Genomic DNA, 23,437 nt, shown 5'->3' on the forward strand with positions numbered 1-23,437 from the left:
TGTTTGTAGCTCCCTTTCAAGCATTTGGACGGTTACAATCGCGCCCTTGTAGTCATAATGGTAGCGACTACATTTTGAGCTGCCATCGTCATGGAGAACTCCAGTATGTCCATCCGCATCGCCATCAACGGCTACGGACGCATCGGTCGCAACGTGTTGCGCGCGCTGTATGAACTCAATCGCAACGAAGATTTCAAGATCGTCGCCATCAACGCCTCGGGTGACATCGAGACCAACGCGCATCTGACCCGCTTCGATACCGTGCATGGCCGCTTCAACGCTGAAGTGAAGGCCGATGGCGACTGGTTGCGCATCAATGGCGAGAACATCCGGTTCTTCTCCACCCGCAATCCGGCCGAGCTGCCTTGGGGCGAGCTGGGCATCGATATCGTGCTGGAATGTACCGGCGCCTTTACCAGCAAGGCCAAGTGCCAGGCCCACCTCAATGCTGGCGCCAAGAAGGTGCTGATCTCCGCACCGGGCGACAAGGACGTGGACGCTACCGTGGTCTACGGCGTCAACCATGACATCCTGACGCGTGACATGACCGTGGTGTCGAACGCCTCCTGCACCACCAACTGCCTGGCGCCCGTGGCCCAGGTACTGAACGACCACATCGGCATCGTCAAGGGCCTGATGACCACCATCCACGCCTACACCAACGACCAGGTGCTGACCGATGTGCGTCACAAAGACTTGCGCCGCGCCCGTTCGGCCACCCAGAGCCTGATCCCCACCAAGACCGGCGCTGCCGCTGCCGTGGGCCTGGTGCTGCCTGAGCTCAATGGCAAGCTCGATGGCTTTGCCGTGCGCGTACCCACCATCAATGTCTCGATGGTCGACCTGACCTTCCAGGCTGCCCGCGCCACCAGCAAAGAAGAAATCAATGCCCTGATGCGCGACGCCGCAGGCGGCGGCAAGCTCAAGGGCGTGCTGGGCTACAACGACCTGCCGCTGGTCTCCATCGATTTCAACCACACCAACGAAGCATCCATCTTCGACAGCACCCTCACCAAGGTCAGCAATGGCGATCTGGTCAAGGTCGGCGCCTGGTATGACAACGAATGGGGCTTCTCGGTGCAGATGCTGAACACCGCCCGCGCCATGATGCAGGCCAAGTAAGCGCAACGCCAAAGCTAGGCTGCCAGCGTGGAAGTAACCGGTTCGGGGCGCGTAAGCGCCCCGAACGCACTACAGGCGCCTACGCTGCTACATTGAGGCCATACGCCCACCCTCACCCGAGACCCGCCATGAACTTCAAGAAGCTTACCGACCTCGAACTCGCCGGCAAGAAAGTGCTGATCCGCGTGGACATGAATGTCCCGGTCAAGGATGGCGTGATCGGCGACGATACCCGTATCCGCGCCTCGCTGCCCAGTATCAGCCATGCTCTGGCGGCCGGTGCCGGCGTGATCCTGATGACCCATCTGGGCCGCCCCACCGAAGGCACGATTGCCGAGGAAGACAAGCTGGCCCCGGTGGCACGGCGCCTGGGCGAGCTGCTGGGCCGGGATGTGCCCGTGATTGCCGACTGGGTCGGCCATACGGTAAAGGCCGGCGAGCTGGTACTGCTGGAGAATGTGCGCACCAATGTCGGCGAGAAGAAGAATGCCGATGCCCTGGGCCAGCAGTATGCGGCCCTGTGTGATGTTTTCGTCAACGATGCCTTTGGCACTGCCCACCGTGCCGAGGCCTCCACCCATGCGGTGGCGCGGTTCGCCCCGGTGGCCTGCGCCGGCATCCTGCTGGCAGCCGAGCTGGATGCACTGGGCCGTGCGCTGGCGCAGCCCAAGCGGCCCCTGGTGGCCATCGTGGCCGGTTCCAAGGTGTCGACCAAGCTTACCATACTGGAATCGCTGGCCGATAAGGTAGACCAGCTGATTGTCGGTGGTGGCATCGCCAACACCTTCCTGCTGGCCGAGGGCAAGCAAATAGGCAAGTCGCTGGCCGAAGCCGATCTGGTTGACCAGGCCCGTGCCGTGATCGCCAAGATACGCGCACGCGGTGGCGATGTGCCGCTGCCGGTCGATGTGGTGGTGGGCCAGAAGTTCGACCCGGCCGAGCCCGCTGTGACCAAGCCGCTGGCCGCCGTGACCGATAGCGACATGATCTTCGACATCGGCCCCGATACGGCCGCGCAACTGGCTGCCGTGGTGGCCCAGGCGGGCACCATCGTCTGGAACGGCCCGGTCGGCGTATTCGAGTTCGACCAGTTCGGCAAGGGTACCGAGACCCTTTCCCGCGCCATTGCGGCCAGCCCGGCCTTCTCCATTGCTGGTGGGGGCGACACCCTGGCGGCCGTGGCCAAGTACGGCATTACCGAGCAGGTCGGCTATATCTCCACCGGCGGTGGCGCTTTCCTGGAATTCCTTGAAGGCAAGACCCTGCCGGCGGTGGCGATGCTGGAACAGCGCGCTTGAACCGGACCATGTCGCTCGCTGAGTCCGGTCCCTTTACCAAGGTACTGATGCCTTTGCTGCTGGCCCTGGCGTTGACCGCCTGCGGCCAGAAGTCGGCCGAAACCACAGAGGACATGCCGCCTATGGCTGCCTTTGTGCCGCCTCCCGAGATTGCAGAGGCCAAGCCGAGTGCCACGCCGAGCGCTACGCCGCGTCGCTACCTGGCGATCAGCCACTACCTTGAGGTAGAAACGGCGGCTGAGCAGGTAGAGCCCCTATGGCGGCAATTACAGGCCAAGGTGGTGTCGCTGGGTGGCGAGGTAGTGAGTGCGGAGCTGTCGCGCGGTGACGCCCGACAGCCAACGGCAACCTTGTCGCTACGCCTGCCGCCCCAGCATGTGCCCAGCCTGTATGCCTTGCTGGCGCAAGGGGGCGAGCTGGTCAATACCCGTACCGACAGCGAAGACAAGACGGCCGAGGTGGTGGATGTGGACGCCCGCCTCAAGAACCTGACCGAAGCCCGCGACCGGCTGCGGCAGATGCTGGCGGAGCGGCCGGGCAAGCTGAGCGATGTGCTGGAAGTACAGCAGGCGCTGACCGAAACCCAAAGCCAGCTGGACAGCTTTACCGGCCAACGCAAGGCGCTGGCCGACCAGACCGACAAGGTCAAGCTTGAGCTTACCCTGCGCCCACCGCGCAGTATGATAGAGCGGAGTGCCCTGAGCCCCCTGCGGGACGCCTGGCATTCGATGGGCTACACGGCATCAGACAGCTTGGCTGGCCTTTTGACCCTTGTGGCGTCCCTCTTGCCCTGGCTGTTGCTGTTGATACCCATGGGTCTATTTATCCGCCGTGCCTGGCGCAAACGCCGCGCGGCTAAAATGTAGTCGAGATTACAGTGCTACAAGCCTGCTAAAATCTCGCACAAACCACTGCCTTTTGGCACCCATTGTTCTTGGAGTGAACTATGTCCCTCGTCTCGATGCGCCAGCTGCTCGACCACGCCGCCGAAAACGGTTACGGCCTGCCGGCTTTCAACGTGAACAACCTGGAACAGGTCCAGGCCATCATGCAGGCCGCCGACGAGTGCAACAGCCCGGTGATCATGCAGGGCTCGGCCGGTGCCCGCAAATACGCCGGTGAAGCCTTTCTGCGCCACCTGATCCTGGCTGCGGCCGAAGCCTACCCGCATATTCCCATCGTGATGCACCAGGATCACGGCGCGTCGCCTGCCGTCTGTATCCAGGCCATGCGTTCGGGCTTCTCCAGCGTGATGATGGACGGCTCCTTGCTGGAAGATGCCAAGACCCCATCAAGCTATGACTACAACGTCGATGTAACCCGTCGCGTGGTGGATATGGCCCACGCCATTGGCGTGAGCGTGGAAGGCGAGTTGGGCTGCCTGGGCTCGCTGGAAAGCGGCATGGGCGAGAAGGAAGACGGCCATGGCGCCGAAGGCGTGCTGACCCACGACCAGCTGCTGACCGATCCCGATGAGGCTGCTGATTTCGTCAAGCGCACCCAGGTCGATGCCTTGGCTATTGCCATCGGCACCAGCCACGGCGCCTACAAGTTCACCCGCAAGCCCACGGGCGACATCCTGGCTATCGAGCGCATCAAGCAGATCCACGCCCGTATCCCCAATACCCACCTGGTCATGCATGGCTCCAGCTCGGTGCCGCAAGAATGGCTGGACATCATTCGCGAGTTTGGCGGCGAGATGAAGGAAACCTATGGTGTGCCGGTGGAAGAGATTGTCACCGGCATCAAGTACGGCGTGCGCAAGATCAATATCGATACCGACATCCGCTTGGCCATGACCGGCGCTACCCGCCGCTTCCTGGCCCAGCACAAGAGCGAGTTCGATCCACGCAAGTTCCTCAAGGAAGCGACCAGCGCGGCCAAGGACATCTGCAAGGCCCGCTTCGAGGCGTTTGGCTGTGCCGGCCAGGCCAGCAAGATCAAGGCGATCTCCATGGAGAAGATGTCTGATCTTTACAAGCGCGGCGAGCTGGCAGCTGTGGTAAAATAATAAAGCAATAAAATCTTGTTTTGAAAGACTATACTGAACTATCAGAATTTAGTCGTATCTGAGAATATACGCGTGAGCTTGATTCGGTTTGCCGCCGCCCGAGAAAGCGGTACTTTCGAAAGACTTACCCCGCCTTGCGCGGGGTTTTTCTTTGTGGCGCCGGATACGCGCACTGCCTTGGTGCAGACGGTTTTCAGCTCATTGCCAATGGCTATTTGGCAGTAGCCCCGAGCACGGGCAGCATGGCTGGGTTGCTACCCTAAGGCCCTGCCGCCATGCCCTTACAGTCCAAGTTCCCCGATCTCGGCCTCACCATCTTCAGCCGCATGAGTGCACTGGCGGCAGAGACCGGTGCCATCAACCTGTCGCAGGGCTTTCCCGATTTCGCCTGCGATGCCGCCTTGCTGGAAGGTGTCAGTGCTGCGCTGCAGGCCGGGCACAATCAGTACGCCCCTATGCCAGGCCTGCCGTTGCTGCGCCAGGCCATCGCCCACAAGTTCGAAGCCAGCGCGGGTCTGGTGGTCGACCCGGAGCGTGAGATCACCATCACTGCCGGTGCCACCCAAGCGCTCTATACCGCCATTGCCACGGTGTTGCGGGCGGGTGACGAGGCCATCATCCTGGAGCCGGCCTACGATAGCTACGCGCCTGCCATCGTGGCGCAGGGCGCGGTGCCCGTCCGTATCAGCCTGGCGCCGCCGCGCTTCGCCGTGGATTGGCAGGCCGTGGCCGCTGCCGTGACCCCGCGCACTCGACTGATCATCGTCAACAACCCCAACAATCCGGCCACCAGCATCTTCTCCCGTGCTGATCTCGATGCCCTGGCCGGCATTGCCGAACAGCACGACCTGCTGGTACTCAGTGATGAGGTGTACGAGCATTTGGTGTTTGACGGCCAGCAGCATGCCAGCGTGCTCAGCCACCCGCAGCTACGCCCACGCAGCTTTGCCGTGTACTCCTTTGGCAAGACCTTCCATGCCACCGGCTGGAAGGTAGGCTACTGCGTGGCCGCCCCGGCCTTGATGGCGGAATTCCGCAAACTGCACCAGTACCTGGTGTTCTCCGTCTCCACCCCCATGCAGCACGCCCTGGCCAAGCATCTGCAGCAGGCAGCCCACTGGCAGGGCCTGGCGACCTTCTATCAGCAAAAGCGCGATCACCTGGCAGCAGGCCTGCAGGCGGCGGGTTTCACCCTGCTACCCAGTGCATCCACCTATTTCCAGCTGGTCGATTACTCCGCCATACGGCACGATCTGGGCGAGTTGGCCTTTGCCGAATGGCTGACCCGCGAACACGGCGTGGCCAGCATCCCGGTATCGGCTTTCTATGCCGATGGGCGAGATCACCATATTGTGCGGTTCTGCTTTGCCAAGCAGCAGCAGACACTGGACGCCGCCATCAGCCGGCTGGCCGGACTGCGCTGACCGTACTCCTGCCCGCCGTCGCCCAGCGATGACCTGAGTCCGTAACCGGCGCAGAAGCGTATTCAGAAAGATAACGAGCGTCAGCGAGGCTCCCGCGCGGCGGCGCGGGCGGGGGGTGTGGGATAAATCAGGGGAGAGCCCACCCTATCAGGCTACGCTTAAGTCCAGCGCCAGGGTCTCCCTGGCGCCTGCTCAGGCGTTACACCCATCGATGCCTTCAGCCCAGAAAGGCTCGACAACGAGCGTCAGCGAGGCTCCCTCCACGCACCGTGCAACGTGGACTTCCGTCGCGGCGGCGAGGGCGGGGGAGTGGACTCAATCAAGAGGAGAGCCTACGGGTTCGGGCTGCGCTGATGTTTAGCGCCAGGGTTACCCTGGCGCCCGCACTGCCCGTCATGCAGCGATGACTGGAGTCCATAACAGGCGCTGAAGCGTATTCAGAATGATAACGAGCGTCAGCGAGGCTCCCTCCACGCACCGTGCAACGTGGACTTCCGTCGCGGCGGCGAGGGCGGGGGGAGTGGACTCAATCAAGGGGAGAGCCTGTCGGTTCAGGCTGCGCTGACGTTTAGCGCCAGGGTATCCCTGGCGCCTGCTCTGGCGTTATATTCATTGATGCCCTCAGCCCATGAAAGGCACGACAACGAGCGTCAGCGAGGCCCCCTCGCGGCGGCGAGGGCGGGGGGTGTGGATTCAATCAAGGGAGAGCCTACGGGTTCAGGCTGTGCAGGCGTTAAGCGCCAGGGTTACCCTGGCGCCCGCACTGCCCATCATGCAGCGATGACATCAATCCATCCAGGCTCTCACAGATTGATCAGACCAAAGGCCCACAGGCAGGCCATATTGATCAGGCTGAACAGCTGGGCGGCACTGCCCAGGTCCTTGGCGCGCTTGGCGAGGGTGTGGTGGTCCAGCGAGGTGTGGTCCACGGCGGCTTCGATGGCGGAGTTGAGCAGCTCCACCACCACGCTGAGGAAGTGAGCGAACACGATCAGTGCCCTGGCCCAGTGTGGCAGCGGCAGCCATAGCGCCAGGGCGATGCCAGCCAGCGCCAGCAGGCAGACCTGGCGGAAAGCCGATTCATGCTGCCAGGCGGCCTTGAAGCCATCCAGGGAATAGCCGGTTGCGTTGATCAATCGGCGCAGGCCGGTTTTGCCCTTGAAGGGGCTCTCTTCGGTTGAGCTCACGGGGTGTCCTCGGCCAGTTGCTCTGGCAGGTCTGGGTAGATATCGCGATAGGCTGCGTAGCTGGCGCCTATCAGCACGGGTATCAGCACCAGGTAGCCCAGCATCAGCGGTATGGCCGCAATGATGCACAGGGGTAGGGCTATCAAGCCGGCGATGGTCAGCGGCCGCCAGTTGGCCCAGGCGGCCTTGAACGAACTCTGGATGGCGGCTATCGGCGCCACATTGCCCAGCACCGCCAAGGCGGGGGCGAAGGTAAAGGCCATCAGCACCACGCCATACAGCAGCAGGGCAACCATCACTACCACCAGGATGCTGATACCCAGGCCAGCCAGCACGCTGGCCGCGATGGCGGTTTCGGAGGCGGAACCGCTGAGGGTGGCGCCACTGAGGAAGGTACCGGCGCCCAACATCAGGGCCAGCATGCCGGCAATCAGCGCCACCGCCCATTGCGCGATCAGTAGGCCCACCCCCACGCCCAGCAGGGGCAGGAAGGGTTGCTTGAAACCGGCAAACAGATGGTTGATCTCCAGCTCCTGATCGCGCACCAGCCGGGCGCAACCTATGAGCATGCCGCCCAGCAGCACGGGAGCGAACAGGGGGGCAGCCAGCGCACCGGCGCCCGTGATGCTGGCTGCCATATTGAGCAGTATCCAGATCACCGTAATCGCCACCCAGATACCCGGGTTGCGCTTGAACAGCTCGAAACCCTGAACGATCCAGTCCCAGCCGCGACCGGCAGCCACAACGCGATAAACAGGCAGGCTTTTGTCCATGCAAGGAATACTCCCGTTAACCATCATATTGAAGATGCGTTAGCGTGGACGGCCTGAGGCTAGGCCAACAGGCGCATGCTAAGGCAGGCTTGCTACAGTCTGACTACACAGAGCAGGCTGTACGACTCTACATCCTAGCGCCTGGCGCGCACCAGTTCATCTGCACTGTGGTTGACCAGCCCGCCATCGTGCGCGGGCGCTAGCCGGCATCGGGGCTATGGCGGGGTATGGTAAAGAACAGGGTGGCCAGCAGGGCCAGCCACAGCACGCCCCACAGCAGCTCGCTGAGCTGCCCTGCTGGTGTGAGCAGCAGGGCAACTGCCGAGAGGCCGAACATCACCATCAGGAACAGCCGGGCAAACAGCCGTGAATGGCGCAGCAGGATGCGCAGAAAACTGAAGCAGGCAAACATGGCCAGCAGCAGCAGCCCCGCCACCGGCAGGAACAGCACGAGGCGATCAGCGGGCTCCGGGGCCAGATCCATGAACAGCAGCAACGCCGGCAGCGTCAACAGGGCCTGGGCGACGCTGCTGATGCAAACCAGCAGGCAGAGAGGCAGGGTCAGTTTCAGGGTCAGCGGCATCTGTCGGAAGCGCATGTTTCAGCCTTTGCTTGGGGAGTATTCTGGGTCTGTAGCGTAAACCATATCGCGAATCCAAGGGGCTGGCGCAGCTGCCGCTCTGAGCGCTACATTCAACCTACCCGACCTTCAGAAGGTACGCGCCATGCCCTACGCCAGCTTCAAGGATTTCTACCCCTATTACCTGGGCGAGCACCAGAACCGCACTTGCAGACGGCTGCATTTTGTCGGCAGCACCTTGGTGCTGCTGCTATTGCTGGCGGCCCTGCTGCGTGGTCAGGCCGCTTTGCTGTGGCTGTTGCCGGTCATAGGCTATGGTTTTGCCTGGGCAGGTCATTTCTTCTTCGAGAAGAACCGGCCGGCCACCTTCAAGCACCCGCTCTATAGCCTGATGGGTGATTGGGTGATGTTCTGGCAGATGCTGCGGGGGCAGATACGCTTCTGAGTGAGCCCGCGCGGGCATGAAAAACCCCCGGACTGGGCCGGGGGTGGTCAGCTGCCAGATGCGTATCTGGCGAGGGCAGGGTGCCGTGATCAGATCGTGGCTGCCAGGCGCGAGCCCTGGTTGATGGCGCGCTTGGCATCCAGTTCGGCGGCGACATCGGCGCCACCGATCAGGTGCACGGTCTTGCCGGCGTGCTTGAGGGCTTCTTCCAGCTCGCGCAGCGGCTCCTGGCCGGCGCAGATGATGACGTTGTCCACCGGCAATATCTCGGCCTTGTCCTTGATGCGGATATGCAGGCCGGCATCGTCGATCTTGTCGTACTGCACGGCCGAGACCATCTCTACCTGCTTCATCTTCAGGGCCTGGCGATGGATCCAGCCGGTGGTCTTGCCCAGGCCGTCGCCGACCTTGCTGCTCTTGCGCTGCAGCAGCCAGACCTTGCGTGGCGAGGGATGGGGCTGTACGCCGGCGGTGGCCAGGCCACCCTTCTCGGTCAGGGTCTTGTCTATGCCCCATTCCTTCAGGAAACCGTCCACATCCAGGCTGGTAGGCACGCCTTCGGTGGTCAGGTATTCGGCGGTATCAAAGCCGATACCGCCGGCGCCGATGATGGCGACCTTCTCGCCCACAGGCTTTTTGTGGCGCAACACGTCCAGATAGCTGAGCACCTTGGGGTGGTCTATGCCGGCAATATCCAGCTTGCGCGGTGCGATGCCGGTAGCCAGGATGACTTCGTCGAATTCGCCCAGCTCGGCGGCCGTGGCGCGGTGGTTCAGCCTGATCTTGACGCCAGTCTGGTCCAGCCGACGCTTGAAGTAGCGCAGGGTCTCGTGGAACTCTTCCTTGCCAGGCACCTGCTTGGCCACGTTGAACTGGCCGCCTATCTCGCTGGCGGATTCAAACAGGGTGACATCATGGCCGCGCTGGGCGGCGACCGATGCGAAGGCCATGCCGGCGGGGCCGGCGCCGACCACGGCCAGACGCTTTTGCTGCTGGGTGGGGGTGTAGTTCAGCTCGGTCTCGTGGCAGGCTCGCGGGTTGACCAGGCAGGTGGTCATCTTGGCCTGGAAGATATGGTCGAGGCAGGCCTGGTTACAGCCTATGCAGGTGTTGATATCCAGGGCACGGTCTTCCTCGGCCTTCTTCACCCAGTCGCTGTCGGCCAGGAAGGGGCGGGCCATCGAGATCATGTCGGCATCGCCGCGTGCCAGCACTTCTTCGGCCACGTCCGGCATATTGATACGGTTGGTGGTGACCAAGGGAATGCCGACCTTGCCCTTGAGCTTGCGGGTTACCCAGGTAAAGCCGGCGCGCGGCACCATGGTGGCGATGGTGGGGATGCGGGCCTCATGCCAGCCTATGCCGGTATTGATGATGGTGGTGCCGGCGGCTTCCACGGCCTGGGCCAGCTGTATGGTCTCGTCCAGCACCGAGCCGTTGTCCACCAGATCCAGCATGGAGAGGCGGTAGATGATAATGAAGTCGCGGCCTACCCGTTCGCGCACGGCGCGGACAGTCTCGATAGGGAAGCGCATGCGGTTTTCGTAGCTGCCGCCCCAACGGTCGGTACGCTTGTTGGTCTTTTCGGCGATGAACTGGTTGATCAGGTAGCCCTCGCTGCCCATCACTTCCACGCCATCGTAGCCGGCTTCCTTGGCCAGCTCGGCGCAGCGGGCAAACTCGTCTATGGTCTGCAGTATCTGCTCGTTGGTCATCTCGATCGGCTCGTAGAAGGCGATGGGCGAGGTGATGGGCGAGGGGGCGACCGGCTTGGGCTGGAAGCTGTAGCGGCCGGTATGCAGGATCTGCAGGCAGATCTTGCCGCCAGCCTGGTGCACGGCATCGGTGACGATGCGATGGTGCGCCACTTCGTCGGCGTTATGCAGCATGGCGCCGCCTTCATAGACGCGGCCAGCCTCGTTCGGGGCCACGCCACCGGTCACGATCAGGCCCACGCCGCCAGCGGCGCGCTCGGCATAGAAAGCGGCCATGCGCTCGAAGCCATTGGGCGACTCTTCCAGGCCGGTATGCATGGACCCCATCAACACGCGGTTCTTTAGCGTGGTGAAGCCCAGGTCCAGGGGTTCAAGCAGGTGGGGGTAGCGGGCGTGCGACATCATGGGCTCCAGTACGGTAGGGTTGGCGCCGGGGCTTGGCCGGCGATTTATCTATGATTCAATCAAAGGTAGTTCAAGCGCTGAGCGCTGTCAGTTCGGGGGCGATCAGCCGCTGCCACAGGGCAGCCTGGTTTTCCTTGCGGAAGAAGCCAAAGTGACCGATGCGCTTGAGGCCCAGCTCCTGCGGGGTATAGCGTTGACGGCTAAGTGTACTGCCGGTGTAAAAACCATGTAGTGAGGCCACGTTGCGCTGCGACATCATTTCGTCGTCGGTGAAACCCAGCGACACGATGGGCGTTCGTACGGCGGCAAAGCGCTGGCGTACCGCTTCGCCTTCCACCCCTACGGCGTAGTCGCGATGCAGGCACCAGCGGCGCCACTGCTGCATGACGCCACGGGGCAGGTCGCCCACCATATTGAGGCGACGGCCGGGGAAATAGCCCCAGATAGGCGTCAGCAGCGGGGCGAAGAAAAACCATAGCAACCAGGCGCGGCGCTTCAGCGCCCAGGCATTTTCCAGCCAATAGCCGCTGCCGGCGGCAATGGTCAGGATGCGGCTGGCCTGGTTGATGTTGGGCGTGAAGGCGGGTAGCTGGCCGCCCAGGCTGTGGCCTATCCACAGCAGCGGCTTGCCCGGTGCCTGGGCTTGGGCGGACTCAAGCATGGCGGCGCAGTCGTGCTGGCCCCAGCCCATGACGTCGATTTCCAGCTTGGGCAGCGGCACATGGCGCGAATCGCCCATGCCACGGTAGTCAAAGCTGAGTGCTGTCCAGCCCTGCTGGGCCAGCCAACGGGCGAACGGCGCATAGAAACTTTGCGGCACGCCCATGGCCGAAACCAGTAGAACGACGCCGCGTGTCTCACCATCAGGGCGATACAGCCGCGCCGCCAGCGGATAGCCATCGGCAGTGTGGATTTCCAGTGTGGATTCGATGCTCATCTTGCCTCCATGACCCTTACGATATTTATTCGCCAAGTCTTTGATAGGCAAGATACTTACTAATCAGTAAGTAGTCAATCGAGCACTTGCTAGGTGTGTTAAAACCCGCAATTGACGTTAACGTCAAATAAGCCGAGCATTTGCTCAAAAAAGCGCCTAGAATGCGCGCGCATCGCTGTCGTCGTAGCCAGGCCTACCTGCCATTGTGTGCATGTTCGATGGCGATAGGATCCCGCTTCGCCCAGCCACAAGCTACAACGAAGCTAGCCACGACCGCAGCCTATCGAGCAGGCGGCCTGCAGCCAAAAAGAAGGAGACATCATGGGAAATATCGTTTCCCTTAACGATAAGTACGCGCTGGCCAAGGGCCGCGCCTTCATGACCGGTACTCAGGCGCTGGTGCGCCTGCCCATGTTGCAACACCAGCGAGACCAGGCCGCTGGCCTCAATACCGCTGGCTTTATCTCCGGCTATCGCGGCTCCCCCCTGGGCGGGTTGGATCAGGAGCTGGCCCGCGCCAAGAAATACCTCGAGCCGCACGGCATCGTCTTTACCCCAGGCGTGAACGAAGACCTGGGCGCCACCGCAGTGTGGGGCTCGCAGCAGGTTGGCCTGTTCCCTGGCGCCCGTTACGACGGTGTGTTTGCCATGTGGTATGGCAAAGGCCCAGGCGTGGACCGCTCCGGCGACGTTATCCGTCACGGCAATGCAGCGGGCTCCAGCCAGCACGGTGGCGTGCTGCTGATTGCTGGTGATGACCATGCGGCCAAGTCGTCCACCCTGCCACACCAGACCGACCACGCCTTCGACGCCTTCATGGTGCCCGTGCTCAATCCGGCCGGCGTGCAGGAATTCCTCGATTTCGGCATCCACGGCTGGGCCATGAGCCGCTACTCCGGCTGCTGGGTCACGCTCAAGGCGATCTCTGACACGGTGGAATCGTCGGCCATAGTCGATATCGACCCGGACCGGGTGCAGCCAGTGCTGCCCACCGACTTTAAGATGCCCGAGGGCGGCCTTAATATCCGCTGGCCCGACCCACCGCTGGAGCAGGAAGAACGCCTGCTGCACCACAAGCTGTATGCCGTGCTGGCCTATGTGCGTGCCAACAAGCTCAACCGCATCGTGGTCGATTCGCCCAAGCCGCGCCTGGGCATCATGACCTCGGGCAAGAGCTACCTCGATGTGATGCAGGCGCTGGACGACCTGGGCATAGACGAAAAGCTGGCAGCCGATATCGGCCTGCGTATCTTCAAGGTTGGCCTGACCTGGCCGCTGGAGAGCGAAGGCACCCACGCTTTTGCCGAGGGCCTCGATGAAATCCTGGTGGTGGAAGAAAAGCGCCAGGTGCTGGAATACCAGCTGAAGGAACAGCTCTACAACTGGCGCGAGGAAGTCCGCCCCCGCGTGATCGGCAAGTTCGACGAAAAGGGCGAATGGACCCTGCCCGAAGGCAACTGGCTGCTGCCGGCTGCTGGCGAGCTGACCCCGGCCATGATCGCCAAGGTGATTGCCAGCCGCATTGCCCGCTTCTATACCAGCGAAGTCATCGAAGAGCGCCTGCGCTTCCTCGACGAGAAGGAACATGCGCTGAAGAAGCCGCGCGACATCATCCTGCGCCAGCCCTACTTCTGCTCAGGCTGCCCGCACAACACCTCCACCAAGCTGCCCGAGGGCTCGCTGGCCCTGGCCGGTATCGGCTGCCACTACATGGCCATGTGGGTGACGCCGGGTACCAAGATGTTCAGCCAGATGGGTGGCGAGGGCGTCACCTGGGCCGGTATCCAGCCGTTTACCGACACCAAGCACATGTTCGTGAACCTGGGCGACGGCACCTACTTCCACTCCGGCATCCTGGCCATACGCCAGGCCGTGGCCGCCAAGCTCAACATCACTTACAAGCTGCTCTACAACGACGCCGTGGCCATGACCGGCGGACAGTCTGTGGACGGCACGCTGACTGTCCCCATGCTGACCCGCCAGCTGGAGGCCGAAGGCGTCAACAAGATCATCATCACCACCGACGAGCCGGAGAAATACCAGGGCGTGACCGGCCTGGCGGCCGGCATCACCGTCCACCCGCGTGAAGAGCTGGACCGTATCCAGCGCGAGCTGCGCGAGCTGCCCGGCGTCACCATCCTGATCCACGACCAGACCTGCGCCGCCGAGAAGCGTCGCCGGCGCAAGCGCGGCAAGATGATAGACCCGCCCCGCCGCGTGTTCATCAACGAGCGCGTGTGCGAAGGCTGCGGCGACTGTTCCAAGCAGTCCAACTGCCTGTCGGTGATCCCGGCCGAGACCGAATACGGTCGCAAGCGCAAGATCGACCAGTCCAGCTGCAACAAGGACTTCAGCTGCCTCAAGGGCTATTGCCCCAGCTTTGTCACGCTGGAAGGCGAGGTCAAACCCAAGCGCTCCAAGCTGGGTGCCGAAGCCTATGCCACCCTGCCGGCGCTGCCGGAGCCCGTCCTGCCCGGCCTGGACCACCCCTGGAGCGTGCTGGTGACCGGCGTGGGCGGCACCGGCGTGGTGACTATTGGCGGCGTGCTGGGCATGGCTGCCCGCATCGACGAGATAGGCTCGACCGTGCTGGACCAGACTGGTTTGGCGCAAAAGGGCGGCGCGGTGACCACACACCTGCGCTTTGCCAGCGAGCAGAGCAAGCTGCACGCGGTGCGCATTGCCGCGGGCGACGCCAACGTGGTGCTGGGCTGCGACATGGTGGTGACCGCCACCAATGATTGCCTGGGCAAGATGCGGCACAACCATACCTACGCGCTGCTCAATGGCTTCGAGGCGGCTACCGGCGACTTCACCAAGAAACCGGACATGAAGTTCCCCGCCAGCTCCATGCTGAATACGGTCAAGCAGGCCGTGGGCGAGGCGCATTTCGACCAGGTGGATGCCACCCAGATCGCCACTGCGCTGATGGGTGATTCCATCGCCACCAATATGTTCATGCTCGGCTTTGCCTGGCAGAAGGGCCTGATCCCGGTGACGGGCGAGTCCATCATGCAGGCCATAGAACTGAACGGCGCTGCCGTGGCCATGAACCAGCAGGCCTTTGTCTGGGGCCGCCATGCCGCAGTGGACCGCGTCATGGTCGAGAAGATCGCCTTCCCGCAGGTGCGCGAGGCCATCAAGCTGGCCAACCAGACCCTGGACGAATTCATCGCCCGCCGCGTAGCCGACCTGACCCAGTACCAGGACGCAGCCTATGCTGCCCGCTACAGTGCCATGGTGGACAAGGTGCGCAATGCAGAACGCCGCGTCGCGCCCGAATCCGAGCTGCTGACCTGGGCGGCTGCCCGGGCCTACTTCAAGGTATTGGCCTACAAGGACGAATATGAAGTAGCGCGGCTCTACACCGATGGCGAATTCAGGAAGCAACTGGCCGAGCAGTTCGACGGCAGCTATACCCTGAACTTCAGCCTGGGCCCGACCTGGCTGCAATGGCTGGCCAAGAACGGCCAGGCCAAGAAGTTCAAGCTCGGCGGCTGGGTGATGGGCGCGTTCGGCATGTTGGCCAAGATGAAGGGCCTGCGTGGCGGCAAGCTGGACCTGTTTGGCTACGCCGAAGACCGCAAGATGGAACGCCGCCTGATCACCGAGTTCGAGCAAGGCCTGGAAACACTGCTGGCTGGCTTGAGCGGCGAAAAGCTGGCCCAGGCTGCCGATATTGTCGGCCTGATCCAGCAAATCCGTGGTTACGGCCATATCAAGCTGGCGGCCTACGACACGGTCAAGCGCGACTGGGATGCCAAGCTCAAGCAATACCAAGGCACGGCTGCCCCCGCCGCAGCGGCTGCCAAGCCGGCACCGGTAAGGCTGTGACAGGCTGGAACCAGCAATGAACAACGCCACCTTTCGGGGTGGCGTTTTTCATGGCGTAAAGCCGATCGCTATGTTTAGCCGCTTGTGGTCTGTGCCAGCGCTTGGGTGTCAGGGGCAGCGCAATGGCGACCATCTTCGGCAATATCCAGAGGTAGGCTCGCAGCCTGTTGGAGCCATGCCAGTGCGCTGTGCCGACACAATGAGCAGGGATTGGTCCTGTATACCCATTCCGCTAAGCCCGCCAGCGCAGGGTTAGTGTTTCCGTCACAAACGCGTAGCGCAGCTAAGCCGATATCGTGCAGCCCATCATCATCCAGTTTCAGCTTTTGTAGTGCGGACATGATCAAAACCTCATCCCCGGCCTGATAGTTCTTTGCAAAAAGCTCAAGCACATCTGCGTCAGCCTCGGAGAAGGTGGGATCGCGGAGTTGCTGACGTCCCCATACCGCTATACGGGCGTCGCTAAGCTGGGCCATTGCATATAGCGCTGCTTCGCGAAGACGCGAATCGCTGTCTGCGACCCACTCCCAGATTTGGGGGGGTAAGCTGGGTAGCGGTGCTTTTCTGAAAACCCATAGCAGGCGCAAACGAGTTTCCGCCGAGTTGGTCGCCAGCAAGTGTTGGTACACGATACCTAGCTCTTCATCGGTGGCCCAGCGACCAAACACTAGGTAGAAACTGGGCCGCTCTCCCTTGCCGGCTTCTGCCGCGGAAAGCATGGTTGCGAGCGGGGATTGCTGCCGTACTCGTTGGCTGGCTTCTCTTTTTCGCACCTCATCAGGCTTGGCCTGCTGTGCCAGGCGCTCGGCCAATTCCTGGGTATGCCGCAGAACATAGGCCGCAATAGCATCATCCTGTTCCGACTTTGCGGTCAAGGTGCTGAGCGCCGCGTCGTAGTTCCCTGATTTTTCCGTCAGGTGATCCAGGTCATCCACCCAGGCATTGGGTAATTGCTGCAAGAGCCTACCAAATCGACGGGCCAGCTCCTCTATGGCGCAAAGTCCGTCCAGTGCAGCGAGGGCTTGGCCGCCGTACTGATTACCCTCATTCGAGAAGTCCTGTCCCCAGACAAAGTTACGCAGCGCATTTGCGGCATTGCTGTCGCCATCGAGTGCCATCAGACCGGCGAGATTGCAGATCTGCTCGAGTGAGTGCTGATCGGATGCCTCTGCCAGCGCGGCCACGATAGCTGCAGCGAATTGGCTGTAGTGAGGGGAGGTCTTGAACATCGCGTAAAGCCAGGAGGAGCGTTCAGCTTCGCATTGCGAGTCGTAGGCTGTGTCATGCAGGCAAGCCGTCAGAACCAGGTCGGCTATGCCGTCCAGACCAAACGCCTGCACATGCAGCATGGCTGCGCCGCGGCCATGACTGAGAGCCCGTTCAAAAGCGGTTCTGTCCAGTTTCTCCAGATAGGGGGAAGCGGCTATGGGTGTAGCGTTGTGATGCATAGGTGTCGTTGATCGAGCCAAAGTGACCCGCCAGGGCAAACAGCAAAATGTTGGTTAGCTGGCGGCAGGGAGTGGGCCACCCAGATGGGGGAGGGTGGGGCAGCTTGGCGCTGCTGATATGGGCGGTATGCGCACACATGGCGCGATTATGATTGATTTGATAACTGATTACGCGGAGCAGGCAGTGGAGACGGCTGTGATTGCGTGCCGGTACCCTGGCGCGCTTCATTGATCGACCACCCCCGCGAATGGCGAGGGTGGTGAGTACATGCTGGATGGTCGGGTTTATCAGGCGCTTTCTCAGCCGTTTGCCGCCACCCGCGCATTCGCCAGGCTGTCCTGCATCTCACGCCGGTAGTAGCTGTAGTCCATCTCCGGTGCCGGGGCGCCCAGGCGGGTGGCGGCGGCCGAGGCCTGGCCGCGCTGGTGGGCGCAGTCGGTGGCGATATGGGTGAGGATGTCATGCACCCAGAGGGTGTGTTCCTTACCCGAGGTGGTGCGGTAGCGCAGCTCGCCTTCAAAGAACTCGGCCGGTTGCGCCTGCAGCCAGTGCTGGGTTTGCCGCAGGGTTTGCTTCAGGGCCTGCTTCAGTTCGCGCCAGTCTTCATACAGCTGCTGATCGGGCCGCAGATCCTGCGGTTCGCCCCGCAGGCGCCCCCACCACATCAGGTTGGTGACCAGCAGGTGGTTGACCGTGCCATGCACGCTTTTGAAGAACAGCCCCTCATCGCGCTTGCGCGCTTCGTCCGATAGCTTGTCCAGGCTTTCGAACAGCTTGTCGCTGGCCCAGTGCTGGTAGTCGGCCTGGTACAGGAAGTGGTTTTTCCACGAAATCATTGCATCCTCCGGAAGGCTCGGTATGTGGCGGTAATACCTGTCATATGAGCATAGGTGCTGCTAGCCACAAGCCCACAACCAAACGGCCGCTATAAGCGGCCGTTTGTCAGCTTGGAACGCCCGTACCAATCGGGCATTGCAGGCGCACTTGATAGGGTTGGGACAGGTGTCTTGCCACCGGCGTTCAGCTTTCCTTGAGTTTTTCCTCGATCAGGGCGTGCAACTGCTCGAAATCGGGTTCGCCCAGGTAGCGCCGGACGATGCGGCCTTGCTTGTCGATCAGGAAGCTGGTGGGGGCCAGCCGGACGTCGCCAAAGCGCTGGGCGATGCTGCCGTCGATATCCAGGGCGATGAAATAGGGTATCTGGAACCGCTCGGCAAAGGCGTTGATGACCTGGGGCGGGTCGATATTCATGGTCACGCCCACGGTCGCAAAATCGCGGCCCTTGAATTTGTGGTGGGTGGCGACCAGCTTGGGAGTCTCGCTGACGCAGCCTACGCAGCTGGGATACCAGAAATTCACCAGTACCACCTTGCCCTTCAGGCTGGCCTGGGTGAGCTGTTCGCCCTTGAGCGAGGTGTATTGCACGGCCGGGGCGGCGCTGCGGCCCAGGTTGTCGGCAAAGAAGAAGGTGGCGATGGCGCCGGCAATAGCCAGGCCCAGGCCCAATTTGACGAGGGGTTTCATGGTTGGGAATGTACCGCGGAATGCTGGATCATGGCGCAATAGAGCGCCAGAGCCTGCTAAAGTTGCGAAAGGCGGTATTGTATTGATTTTCCGGTGCTTTCGCTGCCGGCGTTATAATCCGCGCCCTTTGAAACGAGACGAGCACAGCTATGGCGATCCAGTGGTTCCCCGGCCATATGAACAAGGCCAAGAAGCAGATCGCCGAGACCATGGCCAAGGTGGATATGGTGATCGAGGTGCTGGATGCCCGGCTGCCCCGGATCACCACCAACCCGTTGATACACGAGCTACGGGTGCACCGGCAGCGGCCCAGCCTGAAGATATTGAACAAGGCCGATCTGGCCGACCCCAAGGTGACTGCCGCCTGGGTGCAGCATTTCAAGCAGGAGGCCAATACGGCCGTGCTGACCATGGACGAGGCCGGCAAGCTGCGTGATACCGCCAAGGTACTGGCCGCCTGCCGCCAACTGGTGCCGCATCGCACCGGTGGTGAGAAACCGGTGCGGGCCATGATTTTGGGCGTGCCCAATGTGGGCAAGTCCACCCTCATCAATGCCCTGGCCAAGCGCAAGCTGGCCAAGGTGGCCGATACCCCGGGCGTGACCCAGTCGCAGCAGCGTATTGAACTGCCCGACGGCACCATCCTGGTCGATACCCCCGGCATGATGTGGCCCAAGATTGCCTCCAACAACGACGGCTACAAACTGGCGCTGTCGGGCACCATAGGCCGCAATGCCTTCGATGCCGAGGAAGTGGCTTGGTATGCCATGGGCTGGCTGGCGCTGCACTACCCCGAGGTGATACGTGGCCGCTACAAGCTGCCCGACCTGGCCGCCCCGGGCGATGTGCTGTTCGAGCAGGCTGCCCGTGCGCTCGGTTGCGTACAGTCGGGCAACCGCATTGATGCGCAGAAAGCGGCCGAGCGGATACTGACGGACTTCCGCGCGGCCACCCTGGGCCGTATCTCGCTGGAAAGACCAGCCGATAGCCTGGACCTGGACTTGGGTGAGGACGAGCCCGACGCCCACCTGGGCGTACCGGATGCCCAGGCGGGTACGCTGGACGAGGCGCAGCCGTGAAGCGGGCCTGGCTGGCCTGGCTGTTGTGCCTGCCGGCCCTGGCGGCCGTGACCGTGCAGGACGACGCTGGCAAGGCGGTGCAACTGGCCCAGCCGGCCCAGCGCATCGTTAGCCTTAGCCCCCATGCCACCGAGCTGCTGTATGCCATCGGTGCCGGCGGCAAGCTGGTGGGCCGCGACGGCGCCAGCGATTACCCGCAGGCGGCCGCCCGGCTGCCGGCCGTGGGCCTGTATGGTGCCTTCAATGTAGAGAGCATCGTGGCCTTGCGGCCTGATCTGGTTGTGGCCTGGGAAGGCCCGCAGGCCGGCCAGGCGACGGCGCGGCTGCGTGAGCTGGGCATAGTCGTGTATGCCAGCCAGCCGGCCAGGGTGTCGGCCATACCCGCTGCCATGCGTGATCTGGGCAAGTTGGCCGGCTTGGCAGGGCAAGCCGATCTGGCGGCGCAGCAGTTTGAATCGGCCTGGCGCAGCCTGGAGCAGCGCTATGCCGGCAGCGCCATACTGAGGGTGGTGCCCCAGGTAGGCCACGAACCGGCCATGACGGTGAACGACCAGCAGTTCGTGGCAGCGGTGTTTCGCGCCTGCGGCACCCGGAATCCCTTTGGTACCGAGCGTGCTGCGGTGCCCTTGCTGTCGGCCGAATCACTGCTGGCCATGCGGCCCGATGCCGTGGTGGCCCTGGCCGACCCGGCTGCGGCCGAGCAATGGCTGGGGCAATGGCGCAGGTTGCCGTTCAAGCCAGCCTACCTGAGCGTGGAGCCCGATACCCTGGGCCGCCCCGGGCCGCGCCTCCTGGCGGCTGCCACGGCCTTGTGCAGCAAGCTGGATACGCTACGACGGGCCACGCCCGCAAAAATCGACTAGAATTTGCCGCAGGACATCAGCCCGGAACGTCATGGAAGCCGAACTCAACAGCCTGGAAGACCGCATCAAGACCCTGGCCATGTTGTGCCAGCAGCTGCGCAGCGAGAATGTCGAACTGCGCAAGACGGTGCTGACGCTGAAGAATGACAACCGCCGCCTGAACGAGAAGGTGGAGGGGGCCAAGACCCGTGTGGAAGCACTGCTGGGCCAGCTGCCGCTGGTCGATGCGCAGGAGGAAGCCGAATGAGCGAGGCCAAGCAGCTGGACGTGACCATCATGGGGCGCGAGTTCCGGGTGGCCTGCCCGCCCGAGGAAGAAGTGGCCCTGATGGAGGCCGTTGCCTTCGTGGACAGGCGCATGCGTGAGATACGCGATAGCGGCAATGTGATGGGGGTAGACAAGATCGCCATCATGGCTGCGCTCAATATCGCGCATGAGTTCATGGGCACCCGAATCGCAGGCGGTTTTGACGTAGCCGACTTTAGGCGTAGAATCGGCCACATGCAGGAGACTATCGACGAGGCCTTGAAGGAACAGCAACAGCTGTTCTAGCCCTAAGGTCTCCTCCGCAGATTTTCCAGTTTCCCTGCGGCGTTTGTTCCGGCTCTATATTCTTTGAACCAATATATTGACCCGGGTTGTATGGCTGGCCGCGCCTGTTGCGCGCATCGTTTATCCGATGCACCTGAAGGCGTGCCGCTTGCGACCACTTGAACCGTTAGGTTCAAGATGAGAGCCGGAACGGCGCCCGCGGGGACCCCCTTTCCCCGCCATTGCAGACCCCACCCATGACCGACAAAGCCACGCTCCGCCGCCAACTGCGCCGGCGGCGTATGGCTGTGCCCGCTGCCGAGCGCGAGCGGGCAGAACGCCTGGTGGCAGCACGCCTGCGGCCCCTGCTGCGGCGCGGCATGCGCTTGGCCGCCTATGTGGCGCTGGGGTCGGAGCTCTCCCTGGCACCCTTGATCAGCCTAGCGCAAGCGCGTGGCGTGGCGGTCTACCTACCGGTGGTACCACGCCGTGGCCGCCGCATGCGTTTTGCTGCACTGGCCGACCCGCAGGGCGTGTGGCGCCGTAACCGCTATGGCATACGCGAATACCACGCCCGCAAGCTGATCAGCGCCCGCGCGCTGGACCTAGTACTGCTGCCGCTGGTGGGTTTTGATGCTCAGGGCGGGCGATTGGGGCAGGGTGGTGGGTATTACGACACCACATTTGCCTTCCGCGCCCATCGCCAGCAATGGAAAAAGCCCAGGCTGTGGGGCGTGGGCTTTGAATGCCAGCGGGTGGCCGCCATTCCGCGCGAGCCCCATGATGCGCCGCTGGATGGGGTGGTCAGCGAGGCTGCGCTGTACCGCACTTAAGCGTCGTTCAAAGTCTTTTCACCCCGCGACAGGGCCATCCGCATGGCCGCACCGGCATTCAGTACTGTGGCCGGGCTGCAGAAATGGTCACTGCATCTGGTGGCCCATCCCCAACTGGCCCTAGACTGCGGGTTTTGACGGTGGAGCAAGCCCATGGCCTACTGGTTGATGAAAGCCGAACCCGACGACGTGAGTATCGACGATCTGGCCGCCATGCCTGGGCAGACCGTGGGTTGGTATGGTGTGCGCAATTACCAGGCCCGCAACTTCATGCGCGACCAGATGTGCCAGGGCGATCAGGTGCTGTACTACCATTCTGGCTGTGCTGTGCCCGGTATTGCAGGCATCGCCGAGGTTTGTTCTGGCCCCTATCCCGACCCCACCCAGTTCGACCCGTCCCATCACTATTACGACCCTAAGTCCACCCCTGCCCAGCCCCGTTGGCAACAGGTGGACGTGCGCCTGGTCAGGAAGACCCGTTTCCTCAGCCTCGCCGACATGCGGGCGACACCAGCCCTGGAAGGCATGCTGGTGCTGGCACGTGGCAACCGGCTCTCCATCACCCCGGTGGAGCCCGCCCATTGGCGGGCCGTCATGGCGCTGCTGGGTGAGCCTGCATGAGCCTGACCCTGCTGGCCTTCCTGGCCACCGGCTGTGCGGCCGGCTTTCTGGCGGGCCTGCTGGGCGTGGGCGGTGGCCTGATCATTGTGCCGGCCCTGGTCTGGGTATTCGAGCAGCACGGTTTTCCGCCCCAGCACACGCTGCATCTGGCGCTGGGCACCTCGCTGGCCAGCATCGTGTTCACCTCGCTCTCCAGCGTGCGGGCCCACCATGGCCGGGGAGCCGTGCAGTGGGCTACCGTCAAGCGCATGGGGCTGGGCCTGGCGCTGGGCACCTTTGCCGGTTCCTGGCTGGCAGCGCAGGTGGATAGCCTGTGGCTCAAGTGGTTTTTCGTGGCCTTTGCTTATCTGGTGGCGGCGCAGATGCTGTCGGGCTACAAACCCAAGCCCAGCCGGCAACTGCCGGGTGCGGCGGGCCTCAGTGCCGCTGGCGGGCTGATAGGTGGCGTATCGGCCTTTGTCGGCATAGGCGGCGGCTCGCTGTCGGTACCCTTCATGAGCTGGTGCAATGTGCCGCTGCAGACGGCAGTGGGCACCTCGGCCGCGCTGGGTTTCCCCATTGCGGTGGGTGGGCTGCTGGGCTATGCCGTCAACGGCGCCGGGCTGGATCAGCTGCCGCCCTGGAGCCTGGGTTTCGTCTATCTGCCGGCGCTTGCCGGCATTGTGGTGGCCAGCGTGCTGATGGCACCCCTGGGTGCGGCGGTGGCCCACCGGCTGCCGGTGGCCACGCTGAAGAAGTGCTTTGCCGCCCTGCTTATCATTATCGCCAGCAAGATGCTGTTGGGTCTGCTGGGTTACTGAGCACCC

The 23,437-nt window shown here is 62.7% G+C and carries 22 protein-coding genes and 1 other RNA gene; 15 read left to right on the forward strand and 8 right to left on the reverse strand.

Annotation, left to right across the window (positions count from 1 at the left end; translation table 11 throughout):
• Positions 1–105 precede the first annotated feature (105 nt).
• The 5 genes from gap to V7714_RS19660 all read left to right on the forward strand — a co-directional run bounded on the left by gap (position 106) and on the right by V7714_RS19660 (position 5,855).
• Positions 106–1,122 (forward strand): type I glyceraldehyde-3-phosphate dehydrogenase, encoded by a 1,017-nt coding sequence (gene gap, locus V7714_RS19640; protein WP_284195457.1) that lies wholly within the window; start codon positions 106–108, stop codon positions 1,120–1,122.
• Positions 1,123–1,250: 128 nt separating this feature from the next.
• Positions 1,251–2,420, forward strand: coding sequence for a phosphoglycerate kinase (locus V7714_RS19645; RefSeq protein ID WP_335711250.1), 1,170 nt, complete (start codon positions 1,251–1,253; stop codon positions 2,418–2,420).
• An 8-nt stretch (positions 2,421–2,428) separates the two neighbouring features.
• Entirely contained in the window at positions 2,429–3,286 is an 858-nt protein-coding gene (locus V7714_RS19650; RefSeq protein ID WP_335711251.1) for a DUF4349 domain-containing protein, read from the forward strand.
• Positions 3,287–3,366: 80 nt separating this feature from the next.
• Positions 3,367–4,431 carry a class II fructose-bisphosphate aldolase gene (gene fba / locus V7714_RS19655; protein WP_284195454.1) on the forward strand — a complete coding sequence of 355 codons (1,065 nt, stop codon included), beginning with the start codon at positions 3,367–3,369 and terminating at the stop codon, positions 4,429–4,431.
• Positions 4,432–4,706: 275 nt separating this feature from the next.
• Positions 4,707–5,855 carry a methionine aminotransferase gene (locus tag V7714_RS19660; protein ID WP_335711252.1) on the forward strand — a complete coding sequence of 383 codons (1,149 nt, stop codon included), beginning with the start codon at positions 4,707–4,709 and terminating at the stop codon, positions 5,853–5,855.
• Positions 5,856–6,658: 803 nt separating this feature from the next.
• Here the strand turns inward: V7714_RS19660 and V7714_RS19665 are convergent.
• From V7714_RS19665 to V7714_RS19675, 3 genes are all read right to left on the reverse strand, one after another.
• Positions 6,659–7,042 (reverse strand): diacylglycerol kinase, encoded by a 384-nt coding sequence (locus V7714_RS19665; RefSeq protein ID WP_335711253.1) that lies wholly within the window; start codon positions 7,040–7,042, stop codon positions 6,659–6,661.
• Entirely contained in the window at positions 7,039–7,815 is a 777-nt protein-coding gene (locus tag V7714_RS19670) for a BPSS1780 family membrane protein (protein ID WP_335711254.1), read from the reverse strand. The genes V7714_RS19665 and V7714_RS19670 overlap by 4 nt, the downstream gene beginning before the upstream one ends.
• Before the next feature lie 199 nt (positions 7,816–8,014).
• Entirely contained in the window at positions 8,015–8,413 is a 399-nt protein-coding gene (locus V7714_RS19675; RefSeq protein WP_335711255.1) for a hypothetical protein, read from the reverse strand.
• Positions 8,414–8,540: 127 nt separating this feature from the next.
• Between V7714_RS19675 and V7714_RS19680 the strand changes: the two genes are divergently transcribed.
• The gene (locus tag V7714_RS19680) at positions 8,541–8,840 is read left to right on the forward strand and encodes a DUF962 domain-containing protein (protein WP_335711256.1); all 300 of its coding nucleotides are present in this window, start codon (positions 8,541–8,543) and stop codon (positions 8,838–8,840) included.
• 89 nt (positions 8,841–8,929) lie between these two features.
• Here the strand turns inward: V7714_RS19680 and V7714_RS19685 are convergent, their stop codons facing one another.
• On the reverse strand, positions 8,930–10,960 hold the full coding sequence (locus tag V7714_RS19685; RefSeq protein WP_442891413.1) for an oxidoreductase: 2,031 nt from the start codon (positions 10,958–10,960) through the stop codon (positions 8,930–8,932).
• A gap of 70 nt (positions 10,961–11,030) precedes the next feature.
• Positions 11,031–11,897, reverse strand: a complete 867-nt coding sequence (locus tag V7714_RS19690) for an alpha/beta hydrolase family protein (protein WP_335711257.1) — start codon at positions 11,895–11,897, stop codon at positions 11,031–11,033.
• A 321-nt stretch (positions 11,898–12,218) separates the two neighbouring features.
• On the opposite strand from V7714_RS19690, the gene V7714_RS19695 reads away from it, so the two are divergent.
• On the forward strand, positions 12,219–15,731 hold the full coding sequence (locus V7714_RS19695) for an indolepyruvate ferredoxin oxidoreductase family protein (RefSeq protein ID WP_335711258.1): 3,513 nt from the start codon (positions 12,219–12,221) through the stop codon (positions 15,729–15,731).
• A gap of 74 nt (positions 15,732–15,805) precedes the next feature.
• Here the strand turns inward: V7714_RS19695 and V7714_RS19700 are convergent, their stop codons facing one another.
• The 3 genes from V7714_RS19700 to V7714_RS19710 all read right to left on the reverse strand — a co-directional run bounded on the left by V7714_RS19700 (position 15,806) and on the right by V7714_RS19710 (position 18,704).
• Positions 15,806–17,179 carry a hypothetical protein gene (locus V7714_RS19700; protein ID WP_335711259.1) on the reverse strand — a complete coding sequence of 458 codons (1,374 nt, stop codon included), beginning with the start codon at positions 17,177–17,179 and terminating at the stop codon, positions 15,806–15,808.
• 300 nt (positions 17,180–17,479) lie between these two features.
• A complete protein-coding gene (locus V7714_RS19705) occupies positions 17,480–18,016 on the reverse strand; it encodes a DinB family protein (RefSeq protein ID WP_335711260.1) in 537 nt (178 codons plus the stop codon).
• A gap of 184 nt (positions 18,017–18,200) precedes the next feature.
• Positions 18,201–18,704, reverse strand: coding sequence for a TlpA family protein disulfide reductase (locus tag V7714_RS19710; RefSeq protein ID WP_290333775.1), 504 nt, complete (start codon positions 18,702–18,704; stop codon positions 18,201–18,203).
• A 149-nt stretch (positions 18,705–18,853) separates the two neighbouring features.
• Between V7714_RS19710 and ylqF the strand changes: the two genes are divergently transcribed.
• The 8 genes from ylqF to V7714_RS19750 all read left to right on the forward strand — a co-directional run bounded on the left by ylqF (position 18,854) and on the right by V7714_RS19750 (position 23,431).
• A complete protein-coding gene (gene ylqF / locus V7714_RS19715; protein ID WP_284195444.1) occupies positions 18,854–19,783 on the forward strand; it encodes a ribosome biogenesis GTPase YlqF in 930 nt (309 codons plus the stop codon).
• Positions 19,780–20,646: a helical backbone metal receptor gene (locus V7714_RS19720; RefSeq protein ID WP_335711261.1), complete on the forward strand. Its 867-nt coding sequence runs from the start codon at positions 19,780–19,782 to the stop codon at positions 20,644–20,646. The genes ylqF and V7714_RS19720 overlap by 4 nt, the downstream gene beginning before the upstream one ends.
• Positions 20,647–20,677: 31 nt before the next feature.
• Complete coding sequence (locus V7714_RS19725) at positions 20,678–20,893, forward strand: hypothetical protein (protein ID WP_335711262.1); 216 nt, start codon at positions 20,678–20,680, stop codon at positions 20,891–20,893.
• Positions 20,890–21,198, forward strand: a complete 309-nt coding sequence (locus V7714_RS19730) for a cell division protein ZapA (RefSeq protein ID WP_284195441.1) — start codon at positions 20,890–20,892, stop codon at positions 21,196–21,198. The genes V7714_RS19725 and V7714_RS19730 overlap by 4 nt, the downstream gene beginning before the upstream one ends.
• A 28-nt stretch (positions 21,199–21,226) precedes the next feature.
• A non-coding RNA gene (ssrS, locus tag V7714_RS19735) (6S RNA) lies at positions 21,227–21,407 on the forward strand.
• 27 nt (positions 21,408–21,434) lie between these two features.
• Positions 21,435–22,010, forward strand: coding sequence for a 5-formyltetrahydrofolate cyclo-ligase (locus V7714_RS19740; protein WP_335711263.1), 576 nt, complete (start codon positions 21,435–21,437; stop codon positions 22,008–22,010).
• A gap of 153 nt (positions 22,011–22,163) precedes the next feature.
• The gene (locus V7714_RS19745) at positions 22,164–22,631 is read left to right on the forward strand and encodes an EVE domain-containing protein (protein ID WP_335711264.1); all 468 of its coding nucleotides are present in this window, start codon (positions 22,164–22,166) and stop codon (positions 22,629–22,631) included.
• Positions 22,628–23,431, forward strand: coding sequence for a sulfite exporter TauE/SafE family protein (locus V7714_RS19750; protein WP_335711265.1), 804 nt, complete (start codon positions 22,628–22,630; stop codon positions 23,429–23,431). The genes V7714_RS19745 and V7714_RS19750 overlap by 4 nt, the downstream gene beginning before the upstream one ends.
• Positions 23,432–23,437 lie beyond the last annotated feature (6 nt).

Source organism: Chitinimonas sp. JJ19, from assembly GCF_036961565.1.
Taxonomy (GTDB): Bacteria; Pseudomonadota; Gammaproteobacteria; order Burkholderiales; family Chitinimonadaceae; genus Chitinimonas.